At 53.6% G+C, this 12,593-nt stretch carries 13 protein-coding genes; 12 read left to right on the top strand and 1 reads right to left on the bottom strand.

The window, feature by feature from the left end:
- Nucleotides 1–5: 5 nt before the first annotated feature.
- Complete coding sequence (flgA, locus tag OYT1_RS08920; protein ID WP_084611930.1) at nt 6–680, bottom strand: flagellar basal body P-ring formation chaperone FlgA; 675 nt, start codon at nt 678–680, stop codon at nt 6–8.
- A 142-nt stretch (nt 681–822) separates the two neighbouring features.
- Between flgA and flgB the strand changes: the two genes are divergently transcribed.
- From flgB to OYT1_RS08860, 12 genes are all read left to right on the top strand, one after another.
- Nucleotides 823–1,230, top strand: a complete 408-nt coding sequence (gene flgB / locus OYT1_RS08915; RefSeq protein ID WP_062626387.1) for a flagellar basal body rod protein FlgB — start codon at nt 823–825, stop codon at nt 1,228–1,230.
- Nucleotides 1,231–1,235: 5 nt separating this feature from the next.
- The gene (gene flgC, locus OYT1_RS08910) at nt 1,236–1,640 is read left to right on the top strand and encodes a flagellar basal body rod protein FlgC (RefSeq protein ID WP_062626386.1); all 405 of its coding nucleotides are present in this window, start codon (nt 1,236–1,238) and stop codon (nt 1,638–1,640) included.
- 21 nt (nt 1,641–1,661) lie between these two features.
- Entirely contained in the window at nt 1,662–2,354 is a 693-nt protein-coding gene (locus OYT1_RS08905; protein ID WP_062626025.1) for a flagellar hook assembly protein FlgD, read from the top strand.
- A gap of 14 nt (nt 2,355–2,368) precedes the next feature.
- Complete coding sequence (gene flgE / locus OYT1_RS08900) at nt 2,369–3,643, top strand: flagellar hook protein FlgE (RefSeq protein ID WP_062626024.1); 1,275 nt, start codon at nt 2,369–2,371, stop codon at nt 3,641–3,643.
- 19 nt (nt 3,644–3,662) lie between these two features.
- Entirely contained in the window at nt 3,663–4,406 is a 744-nt protein-coding gene (gene flgF, locus OYT1_RS08895) for a flagellar basal-body rod protein FlgF (RefSeq protein WP_062626023.1), read from the top strand.
- Nucleotides 4,407–4,436: 30 nt separating this feature from the next.
- Nucleotides 4,437–5,219 (top strand): flagellar basal-body rod protein FlgG, encoded by a 783-nt coding sequence (flgG, locus tag OYT1_RS08890; protein WP_062626022.1) that lies wholly within the window; start codon nt 4,437–4,439, stop codon nt 5,217–5,219.
- Between the two features lie 10 nt (nt 5,220–5,229).
- Nucleotides 5,230–5,913, top strand: coding sequence for a flagellar basal body L-ring protein FlgH (locus OYT1_RS08885; protein WP_088178204.1), 684 nt, complete (start codon nt 5,230–5,232; stop codon nt 5,911–5,913).
- A 13-nt stretch (nt 5,914–5,926) separates the two neighbouring features.
- Entirely contained in the window at nt 5,927–7,024 is a 1,098-nt protein-coding gene (locus OYT1_RS08880; RefSeq protein ID WP_062626020.1) for a flagellar basal body P-ring protein FlgI, read from the top strand.
- Complete coding sequence (gene flgJ / locus OYT1_RS08875) at nt 7,024–7,872, top strand: flagellar assembly peptidoglycan hydrolase FlgJ (RefSeq protein ID WP_062626019.1); 849 nt, start codon at nt 7,024–7,026, stop codon at nt 7,870–7,872. The genes OYT1_RS08880 and flgJ overlap by 1 nt, the downstream gene beginning before the upstream one ends.
- Nucleotides 7,873–7,934: 62 nt before the next feature.
- Entirely contained in the window at nt 7,935–9,872 is a 1,938-nt protein-coding gene (gene flgK, locus OYT1_RS08870; RefSeq protein WP_062626018.1) for a flagellar hook-associated protein FlgK, read from the top strand.
- Nucleotides 9,873–9,883: 11 nt separating this feature from the next.
- On the top strand, nt 9,884–11,119 hold the full coding sequence (gene flgL / locus OYT1_RS08865; protein ID WP_062626017.1) for a flagellar hook-associated protein FlgL: 1,236 nt from the start codon (nt 9,884–9,886) through the stop codon (nt 11,117–11,119).
- A gap of 132 nt (nt 11,120–11,251) precedes the next feature.
- A complete protein-coding gene (locus OYT1_RS08860) occupies nt 11,252–12,568 on the top strand; it encodes an enoyl ACP reductase FabMG family protein (protein ID WP_062626016.1) in 1,317 nt (438 codons plus the stop codon).
- The last annotated feature ends 25 nt before the right edge of the window (nt 12,569–12,593 follow it).

Below are 12,593 nucleotides of genomic sequence, written 5' to 3'. Positions count from 1 at the left end.
CCACTTTACGGTTTTACTTCAACTGCGCCATCGGCTCCAGCGGTGCCTCCGATAACTTGACCTGATGCCGTTCTGACCTGAACTGGTTGTCCCTCGGCGGCATTGTTCAGTGCTTTGCCTTCCGAGGTGACGAAAAATCCCTCCATCCTTACCCTCAGCTTTACCATTTGCCCTTGGGTGACACTCCACGGGGCGCGCAGCATATCCTGTTTGAGAATCTGGCCTGATCCTAGGCTGTACTTGAGTATCTTGCCGAGGGCTTGAGCTGGGTCGGTGAGTATGCCCGGCTGGCTGACTTCGCCGCTCTGAGTCGAAATATCCGTCGCCGTTAAGGTTTGGCCCTGTTGCAGCGGGTGGCTGGCGATCAGCATGGTCAGGGTGATCTTGATCTGCACTGGCACGAACAGCGACCAACTATCTTTGCAGCGCACACCGACATTGGTTTTGCCGCTTAGCTGCGTGCCTTGAGGCAGAAATACTTCAAATCCCGGGCAGGCCGGCAACACGATGCGCGGATCGATTCCATCCACCTTGAGGCTGACCTTCCCCGGCATGGCTTGCGTCTGTTCTTGCACGAATTCGCTGACTTTGAGGCGGATCTCGGCGTGACTTTGCACGGGCATCCCGGCCCAGACGGGCAAAGAGAACATCAGGAAGCAGAGAGTGAGCGGAGTTTTCATGGCGCTATTGTGTCCTCAAGTGGTCGCTGGAAACGGGCGAAATGGGGCGGGAATCCATCGTTAATCGAATGATAGTCTGGACTTCGCTGTCGCTAGTATGCACGTCATGGAAAAGGTAGTTAGTTATGCAAGGAGTATGACCATGAGCAGCAGGATAGACCAAGTGATGCAGTTCCACCAGACAGCACTGAGTTTGCGTGCTGCGCGTCAGGAGTTGCTGGCTTCGAATATCGCCAATGCGGATACGCCTAACTACAAGGCTAGAGATATTGACTTCGCTAGTGCCCTGCAAGGCGCGATGGCGGGTCGGACGGGTGGTTTGAGTATGGCAACTACCTCGTCGCGTCATCTAGAAGGTAGCGGGCAAACATCGGCATTGATGGCGGGGCAGGTGAAGTATCGCAATGTGGTTCAGCCCTCTGCTGATGGCAATACCGTAGATATGGATGTGGAGCGGGCTCAATTCGCCGACAACGCGCTGCGCTATGAAGCCAGTGTCAAATTCGCCGGTGACAAGCTCAAGGATGTGTTGACAGCTTTGCAAGGGTGATCGTCATGTCTCTATTCAATATTTTTAACATCGCGGGTTCGGGTATGACTGCTCAGTCGCAGCGCCTGAACGTGGTTGCCAGCAATCTGGCCAATGCCGACAGCACGACCGGACCTGATGGCAAGCCATATCGCGCTAAGCAGGTGGTGTTCAATACTGTGCCTATGGGCAACGAGTCGGGCGCGGGGGTGAAGGTGTCGGCAGTGGTGGAGGATGCTTCGCCAATGAAGGTGGTTTACGACCCTAAACATCCGATGGCGGATGAGAACGGTTACGTCACCCTGCCGAATGTGAATGTGGTGGAGGAGATGGTCAACATGATCTCTGCTTCGCGCTCGTATCAAAACAATGTGGATATGTTGAATACCTCGAAATCCATGCTGCTTAAAACGCTGACCATTGGCGCTTAATCTTTCAGAAAGGATTAGAAAATGATCTCCTCTACCCAAAACAGCAATCCGGCATCGTCGGTTTATGCTTCTTTGAATGCAAAGAACAGTAGTGCCACCTCGGCGACGGGCGATGCAAACTCAGCGGCCAATGTGCAGGATCGTTTTCTGAAGCTGCTGGTGACTCAGATGAAGAATCAGGATCCGCTCAATCCTATGGATAACGCTCAAGTCACATCTCAGATGGCGCAACTGAGTACGGTCAGCGGCATCGACAAGTTGAACACGACCTTGCAAGCGTTGAGTACCAGCATGACATCCGCTCAATCCTTGAGCGCGACCACCATGATTGGTCGCAGTGTGTTGGTTCCGGGCAATCAGATGGAGGTGGCTAGCGGCCAAGGTTTCGGTGGCATCAATCTCACCCAAGCCGCAGACAGTGTGCAACTGACCATCAAGAACTCTGCCGGCGAGGTGGTGCGAACGATGGATCTGGGCGCGCAACAGGCGGGTGTACTTCCGCTCGCTTGGAACGGTCTGACCGATTCTGGCGCACAGGCTCCCGATGGTAAATATCAGATTTCCGCCAAAGCAGTGCTAGCCGGACAGAGTAGTAATCCTGCCATGCTGGCCTTCGGTACGGTGAATGCGGTGACTCAGGGTGCGCAAGGTGCGCAACTTGAAGTGGGGCAGCTAGGCGCGTTCTCGCTGGCTGACATCAAACAAATCATGTAACTAAGGAGACGGTCATGGGCTTTCAACAAGGATTGAGTGGACTGAACGTTTCAGCTAAGCAACTGGACGTGATCGGCAATAACATCGCCAATGCTAATACCGTCGGCTTCAAGATGGGGCAGGCACAATTTGCCGATGTCTATGCGGCATCGCTGAGTGGCGCTGGCGGTAATCAGGTGGGTTTGGGGGCGAGGTTGGCGGCAGTGGCGCAGCAGTTCACTCAGGGCAACATCACTGTTACCAACAGCACGATGGATATGGCGATCAATGGCCAAGGTTTCTATCGTATGGATAACAATGGCGCGATCTCATATTCGCGTAACGGACAATTTCAGATCGACCAGAATGGCTTCATGGTCAATTCCCAAGGAGCCAAGTTGACCGGATTCCAAGTTAATCCTGCCACAGGTGCCATTGTTGCGGCGACACCGTCACCTTTGCAGATCCCCACGGCTAACATGGCGGCCAAGCCATCGGCTAATGTGAATATGGTGGCGAACCTAGATGCTCGTTCGGCGGTGCCGATCACGGCTGCATTCAGTCCCACCGTACCGACTTCCTTCAATAACTCGACGGCGGTGACGACTTACGACAGCTTGGGCAATAGTCACGTTTCTACTCTGTATTTTCAGTTGCAGGCAGTCAACCCCGCCGCCGTTCCCCCAGTTGCGGCTAATACTTGGAATGTGTATGCCACGGTAGATGGCGTACAAGTGCCCGCAGTGGTTGCGCCTGCGGCAGCGACTCCAGTCGGTACGTTGGTATTCAATACCAATGGCACGCTGGCCACCCCAGTAGGTGGCACGATGACGACAGCTCCGTTTTCTTCGGTGGGGGCGACACCCAATCAGACGCTGACATTCAACTTTACCAACTCCACCCAGTTCGGCGCGAATTTCGGGGTCAACTCGCTGACCCAAGACGGCTACGGTTCAGGGCTGTTGAGCGGATTCAGCACCGCTGCTGATGGTACGGTGATGGGGCGCTACTCCAACGGACAAAGCAAAGTGTTGGGGCAAGTGGTATTGGCGAATTTTGCTAATCCGCAAGGCTTAGTGGCATTGGGCGGAAATGGTTGGGCGCAGTCGCCCACCTCGGGTTCGCCGTTGGTCGGCGCACCCGGAACGGCGCAGCTGGGCGCGATCCAGTCGGGGGCGGTGGAAGACTCGAATACCGATTTGACTGGAGAGTTGGTCAACATGATTACGGCTCAGCGGGTGTATCAGGCGAACGCGCAGACCATCAAGACGCAGGATCAGATCTTGCAGACCTTGGTGAACATGCGTTAAACGCTGACAGGAGACTGACATGGATCGCGTGATCTACACTGCAATGACCGGCGCATCGCACACCCTGCATCAGCAGGCTGCGGTGTCGGAGAATCTGGCCAACAGCAGTACGCCAGGGTTTCGTTCAGCATTGAACACGTTTCGTGCCGTACCTCTGCAAGGTCAGGGTTTGCCAACCCGCACGTTCGTGGTGGACTCCACCGCAGGGTCAGATTTCACTTCGGGTGTGTTGCAACCTACCGGACGTGAACTGGATGTGGCGGTCAATGGTAAGGGCTGGCTGGTCGTGCAAATGCCTGATGGTAGCGAAGCCTACACGCGAAATGGCAGTCTCCAATCGACACCGAATGGCATTTTGCAAACGCGTAGCGGCCTGAATGTCATGGGCGAAGGTGGTCCGATCACGCTCCCACCTAACACCGAAGTGAGCATCGCCAAGGATGGCACTCTTACCACGGTGCCTACGGGTAACACGCCGGTTCAAGTTCAGGTGGTCGGTCGTTTGAAACTGGTGAATCCACCTGAAAATCAGATGGTTCGTGGCGAAGATGGTTTGTTTCGCACTCAGGACAAGCAGCCAGCCACTGCTGATGCGGCGGTGACGGTGGTTCCTGGACATTTGGAAAGTAGTAACGTGAACGTGGTCGAAGCGATGGTTAATATGATCTCGCTGGGACGCTCGTTTGAAATGCAGATGAAGGTCTTGCAGAACGCCGATACCAATGCGCGACAGGCAAGTCAGATATTCAATATCAATGGTTGATTTCGATCAACCTGCTGAAAGGAAAGCAAAATGATACGCTCCCTGTGGATTTCCAAGACGGGTCTGGATGCGCAGCAAACTCAGATGGACGTCATCTCCAATAATTTGGCCAACGTCAGCACCAACGGGTTCAAGCGTTCCCGTGCAGTGTTCGAGGACTTGTTGTACCAGACCATCCGTCAGCCGGGTGCGCAATCCTCGCAGCAGACGCAGATTCCTTCCGGTTTACAGATCGGTACGGGTGTTCGCCCTGTGGCAGCAGAACGTATCCATACCCAAGGAAATCTGCAACAAACGGGCAATAGTTTGGATATCGCCATCAACGGACCAGGATTCTTCTCGGTGCTGTTGCCAGACGGCACGACGGGCTACACGCGGGACGGTTCGTTCCAAGCCGACAATCAGGGGCAGATGGTGACGGCTAACGGTTTTGTAGTGCAGCCACCCATTACTATTCCTGCAAATGCGATCACGGTGACGGTAGGGCGCGATGGTGTGGTTTCGGTGACGCAGCCGGGGGTGGCCGCGCCTGTACAAGTCGGGGCATTGCAGCTCACTTCATTCATTAATCCGGCTGGTTTGCAAAGTCAGGGGGAGAATCTGTATGTCGAGACCGCTTCCAGCGGCACTCCCTCGACCAGTGTCCCAGGTCTGAATGGTACGGGCGTACTGAATCAGGGGTATGTCGAAACTTCTAACGTAAATGTGGTCGAAGAGCTGGTGAACATGATTCAGACGCAGCGCGCTTACGAGATCAACTCTAAATCGATTCAGACCTCGGATCAGATGTTGCAACGCCTGACTCAACTGTAAAGGAATGATGATGCGTAATCTGTTCGGGGGATGTGCGGTGTTGGTGGCTTTGGGCTTGGTCGGCTGTGCCGACATCAAGCCCAGCACCAGTATCCATCAGCCGATGACGGCTAGGCCGATGGAGCGCAATCAAATTGCCTACAATGATGGGGCGATCTACCATGCCTCGAACTCTCGTCCCTTGCTTGAGGATCGGCGTGCCCGCATGGTCGGCGACATTCTGACGATCAATATCGTGGAATCGACGTCTGCCTCCGAAAAGTCCAGCGACAATGCGGCGCACAGTAGTACGCTCAACGCCACCACCCCGAGCATCACCCGCAATGCCACTCCTGCCAAGTTGATCTTCAATAGTTTGAGTCTTGGAGGCAATACATCCAACAAGCTGGCGAACTCGGGTGATACTGCGAGCAGCAATGTCTTTACTGGCACGATCACCGTGACAGTGATTGAGGTGCTGCCGAATAATAATCTGCTGGTAAGTGGCGAGAAGCAGGTGGTGGTGAATCAGAACAACGAATTCATTCGCTTCTCTGGGGTGGTCAACCCGAATACGATTACGGGTGCGAATGTGGTGCAATCAAGTCAGGTGGCGGATGCACACTTGGAGTACAAGGGCAGCAAGTACAGCATGGATGCGTCTTCGGCATCTTCATTGTTGGGGCGTTTCTTCCTGTCCATATTGCCATTCTGAGGGAGATGATGGCATGAAGATACTACAAAAAATCCTGTTGATGCTGGCACTGTTGCTGCCCTTGGGGGTCTCTGCTGAGCGGATCAAAGATCTCGCCAGTATTCAGGGTGTGCGGGATAACCAGTTGATTGGCTATGGCTTGGTCGTGGGTTTGGATGGTAGCGGCGATCAAACTACGCAGACACCATTCACCGTTCAGAGTGTGATCAGCATGTTGTCCAACATGGGGGTGAATCTGCCGCCCACGACTACGTTGCAATTGAAAAACGTCGCAGCCGTGACCGTGACTGCGACTCTGCCGCCGTTTGCTCGTCTCGGTCAGACCATTGATGTGACGGTTTCTTCTGTCGGTAATGCCAAGAGCTTGCGTGGTGGCACGCTGGTGATGGCTCCTCTCAAGGGGGCTGACGGTCAGGTCTATGCGATGGCTCAAGGTAGCCTGCTGGTTGGGGGCGCGGGCGCGTCATCGGGGGGCTCAAAGACACAAGTCAATCATCTGAGCGTGGGTATCATCTCCGGCGGTGCAACGGTGGAACGTGCTGTGCCGACCGCATTGGGGCAGGGTGATTCGATCATGCTCAATCTAAACAAGATGGATTTCACTACGGCTTCGCGGATCGCTGAGGCGATCAATCAGAAATTTGGTGCGGACAGTGCGGTCCCTCTGGACGGGCGGACGGTGCAAGTCAGCGCACCCTCAGGTAATGCTCGTGTGGCGTTCGTCTCGCAGATGGAAAATGTCGAGGTTGAGCCGGCAGCTGGGGCGGCTAAAGTCATCATCAATGCACGTACTGGCTCGGTGGTGATGAATCAGACGGTGACTCTGGATGATTGTGCTGTGTCGCACGGTAGCTTGACTGTGGTCATCAAGACCGAGAACACGGTGAGTCAGCCGGGGATGTTGTCAGGAGGAGAGACGGAAAAGGTCGCCAATTCGAACATTGATATCAAGGCAAGTGATGGCAAGATACTTACATTGAAACGCGGCGTGTCGTTGGGTGATGTGGTCAAATCCCTCAATGCCATCGGAGCAACCCCTCAGGATCTGCTGGTGATTCTGCAGGCGATGAAATCTGCCGGAGCGCTGCATGCTGATCTGGAGATCATTTGATGTACACGATGTCTAACATTGGGGGTTTGGCGACCGATGTGCAGAGTCTTGATGCACTGAAGTTACAGGCCAAACAGTCACCGGATGCCGCGCTTAAGAAAGCTGCGCAGCAGTTCGAGGCAGTGTTTATGAACATGATGTTGAAATCCATGCGTGAGGCAACCCCGCAAGAGGGGATGTTTGATAGCGATCAGACGCGTATGTTCACCTCAATGCTCGATCAGCAGCTGTCTCAGGATATGTCTTCACGAGGCGTTGGGTTGGCCGATGTGATGGTTAAACAGCTGAGTCGGAGCATGTCCGGTGCCGGAGTTCAATCTTCGCTGACGCCCTCGGCGATAGGCGCAACGACTAAATCTCAAGTGGCGGTGCCATCGGCGTATAGTCAGAGTGCTCAGCAGGACTTTGTTCAGCGCTTGTTGCCACATGCGGTGCAGGCTAGTCGCACTACGGGCATTCCGCCTCAGTTGATGCTGGGACAGGCTGCGCTGGAAAGTGGTTGGGGTAGGCGTGAGATCAAGATGGCGGATGGAAGTAACAGTTTCAATCTGTTCGGCATCAAGGCAGGGGCGGGCTGGAACGGCAAGGTGGCGGAGGTGATGACCACTGAATATGTGAATGGTGTGCCGGTGAAGCAAATGGAGAAATTTCGTGCATATGATTCGTATGCGGCCTCATTCCAAGATTATGCGCGTATGCTAGGTAGCAATCCTCGTTATAACGGTGTGTTGCAACAGTCTGATGCAGCAGGATTCTCGCAAGCTTTGCAACGATCTGGTTATGCCACTGACCCGCAATATGCGGACAAGCTGACTAAGGTGATCGGCAAGGTCAGCGCTTTGGGATAGTAAAGTTTGCTGGGCTTGGGTCGATATGTCTACCGGAGCTCAAGTTTTAGGGGCACGACATCATGGGAACCTCGATATTCGGAATTGGAGTGACGGCGCTCAATGCGGCGCAGATCGGTATCACCACGACCGAGCACAACATCGCGAATGCCAGCACCCCTGGCTTTAGTCGCCAACAGAGTGTGCAGAGTGCTAACCCGCCTCAATTTAGTGGAGCTGGTTTCATTGGTCGGGGTGTTAATGTCACCACCATCAAGCGCATGTACAGTGATTTCTTGGGTGCTCAGGTGCTACAAGAGCAATCGCAGTCGAATCAGCTCGATACTTACTACAACGAAATTCAGCAGATCAACAACCTGTTGGCGGATGCTTCTGCGGGCTTGGCTCCGGCGATACAGGGTTTTTTCAGCGGCGTTAATACAGTAGCGACGACGCCACAGTCTCAGGCTGGTCGGCAAACCATGCTGAGTAGCGCGCAGACGTTAGTCTCCCGCTTCCAAGCGTTAGGGCAGCGTGTGACGGATATCAATACCGGCCTGAATAGCCAGATCACTACTAGTGTGGCAGCCATCAACGGTTATGCGCAGCAAATCGCTGCGCTGAACGACAACATCGTTTTGGCGCAAGGTACTTCGGGTGGCATGACTGCAAACGATCTACTGGATCAACGTGATCAGCTTATCACTCAACTGAATGTTGAAGTGAAGGCCACTGTCCTTAAGCAGTCAGATGGTAGTTACAACGTTTTTATCGGTAATGGTCAGGCATTGGTGGTCGGGGCAAATCCCTACACACTGCAAACTGCTCAGAATCAACAGGATGCTTCAAGATTAGATGTTGCCTATAGCTCGAATGGGCAGGTGATACGTTTGCCACAAAGTTCGATTCAGGGCGGAAAGCTTGGCGGTTTGATGAGCTTTCGGTCGCAAACATTGGATGCAACGCAGAATTCGCTGGGGCGTTTGGCGATCGGTATGGCAACCAATTTCAATACTCAGCATCAGTTCGGTTTAGATGCCAATGGCGCATTGGGCGGTAATCTTTTTAATGTTCCGGCGCCAGCCGTTGCGCCTTCGACAGTTAACGCCGGTACGGGGGCAGTTGGGGCGACAATCAGTAGCGTTGCAGCGCTTACAACCAGTGATTATCAGTTGATTTTCAATGGGGGCACCAGCTATGGCGTGCTGCGTATGTCCGATAATACACTTACAAACTTTCCTGCAGGCTTGCCGCAAACCGTGGATGGTGTGACCTTTGCGTTGACGGGTGGCACGCCTGTTGCCGGTGATACCTTCTTGATACGCCCTACCGCCAATGGGGCGGGTAACATCAGTCTAGCGATCTCTGATACCAATCTGATTGCGGCAGCATCGCCGATACGCTCGAATGCTGCGCTTGCGAATACTGGCACGGGTGTGATGAGTGCTGCGACAGTTAATGCCACGCCCGTCGTGGCTAATCCAGCACATCCAGCGACTGATCTGAATCTTCAGCAGCCGGTGACGATCACGTTCAATAACCCACCGACCACGTTTAATGTTGCCGGAACAGGTGTCCCTGCGCCGGGCACTAATATCGCTTTTACGGCTGGCTCAGCAATCACCTATAACGGTTGGACGGTACAGATCACTGGTGTGCCGAATGCGGGCGATGTGTTCTCAGTAGGCGCAAACTCATTGTCGAGTGCTGATGGTAGTAATGCTCTGATTTTGGCTGGATTGCAGACGCGGGCGACACTATCCAATAGTACGGCCAGCTATGAAGGTGCATATGCCCAATTGGTTGGTGAGGTGGGTAATAAAACACGGGAACTGAAAGTAACTAGCCAAGCTCAGACCACGCTGGTGAACAATACGATACAACAGCAACAAGCTGTTTCTGGAGTCAATCTGGATGAGGAAGCCGCCAATCTGATGCGCTATCAACGCGCATATCAAGCAGCTGGGCAGGCGATCAAGGTCGCCAATACGATGTTCGATACCTTGTTGGCGTTGAGATAAGAGGTGATGCCATGAGAATCAGTACAAGTTCTATCTACGACAGTAATGTCGCATTGCTGAATCAACAGCAATCAAAGTTGTTTCAGACTCAACAGCAGATTGCCACAGGACGGCGCATGGTTACTCCTGCTGACGATCCGGCATCGGCTGCGCGTGCGCTCGAAGTCGGTCAGTCTGACTCGATGAATACTCAATATGCGACGAACCGAACATCAGCGATTAATACGCTTTCTCTGGTGGATGGTGCCTTGCAAAATGTCAGTTTTCTTTACCAAAGCATGCGCTCTGTAGCTACGGCGGCGGGGAATACCATCCTCTCTAATGCTGAACGCTTGGCGATGGCTAGCGATTTAGAGGGGCAATTGCAGGAGTTGGTCGGGCAAGCCAATAGTACCGATGGTGCGGGCACGTATTTGTTCTCGGGCTTTCAGGGCTCGACGATTCCCTTCGTCAATACTGCAGCTGGGGTCCAATATTTCGGTGATGACGGACAGCGATTGGTACAAGTGAGCTCATCTCGCCAGCTAGCCTCTACCGATCCGGGATCTGATGTCTTTATGCGCGTAAAGAATGGTAATGGTACAGTTTCGTTTACACCTAGCGTAGCGAATACCGGATCTGGAGTTGCTAATGTCGGTCAGGTCATCAATCCGGCTTCCCTTACCGGTGCGAACTATCAAGTCGCATTCACCGTGGCTGCCGGAGTAACGACCTATACTGTTACTAATACCACGGCAGCGCCCCCGACTCAGGTATTGCCTGCATTGCCAGCGACGGGGGCCGCTTACGTCAGTGGGCAGGCTATCACTTTTGATGGTTTGCAGATGAGCATCAGTGGGGCGCCCGCCAATGGTGACACCTTCACAGTCGCGCCTAGTACCAACCAAAGCGCATTTCAGACTATGACTAACCTCATCAATGCACTTAAGCAACCTATCGTTGCAGGCATTCCCAGCACATCGGCGGCAGTCAGTCAGAGTGTGGCTGACGCATTGAGCGGTCTGGATAATGCATTGAACAAAGTGTTGACCGTGCGTGCCTCGGTAGGGGCTCGGATGAATGAGGCTGATTCGCTCAAGGCTAGTGGCGATAGCTTGGCTTTGCAATTCCAGCAGACGCTCTCGCAGTTGCAGGATCTTGATTACAATAAGGCTATGAGTGACCTGAGCCAGCAGCAACTTTCGCTGCAAGCAGCACAGAAATCGTTTGTTCAAGTGTCGGGGTTGTCGCTGTTTAGCTATATGTAATTTGTTTGCTTCACAGCGTAGGGCGCACCGAGTCGTGCGCCCTTTCTATTGCCAGACTGCATGCAGAGCGGCTTAACTTGATACAATCCGCCTCCAGTAACTGAACACAACCACTGATTGGAGATCGTTTCAATGACCGCACTTACACCGCTGAGAAATATTCCACAGGGCAACATCTTTCGCAAGGGTGATGTCTTCGTACTTTTCGGCGAACTGTTTGGCCGAGGATATGCCAATGGCCTGATCAATGAAGCTCGTAATGCTGGCATGACTATTATCGGTATTACCGTTGGTCGGCGTGATGAGAATAACGTACTGCGTGCTTTGACCGATGAAGAGCTTGCAACCGCAGAGGCTAATCTGGGGGGGCGTATCATCAACGTGCCGCTGATGGCAGGTTTTGATCTGGACGCACCGACAGGCGAGCTTACGCCGACGGACCTCATCGCCGACATGACGCTCAAGGGCTGGCAAGACGATAAGCTGGACTGGGCGCATATCGAAAAATGTCGCGCGGTTGGCGTCAACCGGTTCAAGGACTCAGTCGCGCAAGTGATGGGTGAGTTGGAAGGGATGATCGCTGATGGCAGCAACGTCTTTTTCGCCCACACCATGGCTGGTGGTATCCCCAAGGTAAAAGTATTTCTTGCGATCGCTAATCGTATCTATAAGGGGCGTGGAGATCGCTTCATGTCCACTCGGGCGCTGCTTGACAGCGACCTTGGTAAGCTCATCCTCATGAATTTTGACGAGGTTACGGCCAATACTTTCCAGTATCTGATCGAAGGTAGCGCGGCTATTCGTAACCGCTTGGAAGCGACAGGGGGGCAAATTCGCTACACCGCCTATGGCTACCACGGTACCGAGATTCTGCTTGACGGCGAATATCAGTGGCAGACTTACACCAGCTATACCCAAGGGCAGGCCAAGATGCGCCTCGAACGTGTTGCCGAAGCCGCTTGGGCGCAGGGCATCAAGGCCACGGTCTATAACTGTCCTGAGATACGCACCAACTCGTCCGATATCTTTGTGGGTGTCGAGCTTTCGCTTTTCCCGCTGCTCATCGCACTTAAGAAAGAGGGTGGGGGGGCGTGGGCTGACGAGCAATGGCAAGCCTGTCGCGATCTGTTGGAAGAAGGTACTTCGTTGGAAGACCTATTGCAGAAGATCGACGCATACAATGCCAATGACGTGATGAAGTCGTTCCGTAACTATCCTGCGTGGCCGATGGATAACTCTGCTGAGCTGGCGAATCTGATGATCGGCACTTCGGAGGAGATCACCCAGATGCACAAGGATCGGAAAAGTTTGGTGACGGACTTGCTAAGTGCTTTGGTGCTAGAAGGGACCGGTCCATTGATGTTCCACGAAACATCTAATCCAGCAGCTCCGGTGCTGTGGCTGAATCACGATATTATTGCCAAGCAGCTTAACTCGTTGCACGGTTGATTAGCCTATAGCGAGGCAGCTGGCA

The sequence above is a fragment of the Ferriphaselus amnicola genome (assembly GCF_000974685.2).
Taxonomy (GTDB): Bacteria; Pseudomonadota; Gammaproteobacteria; order Burkholderiales; family Gallionellaceae; genus Ferriphaselus; species Ferriphaselus amnicola.
This window is presented reverse-complemented; position numbering and strand designations above follow the sequence as displayed.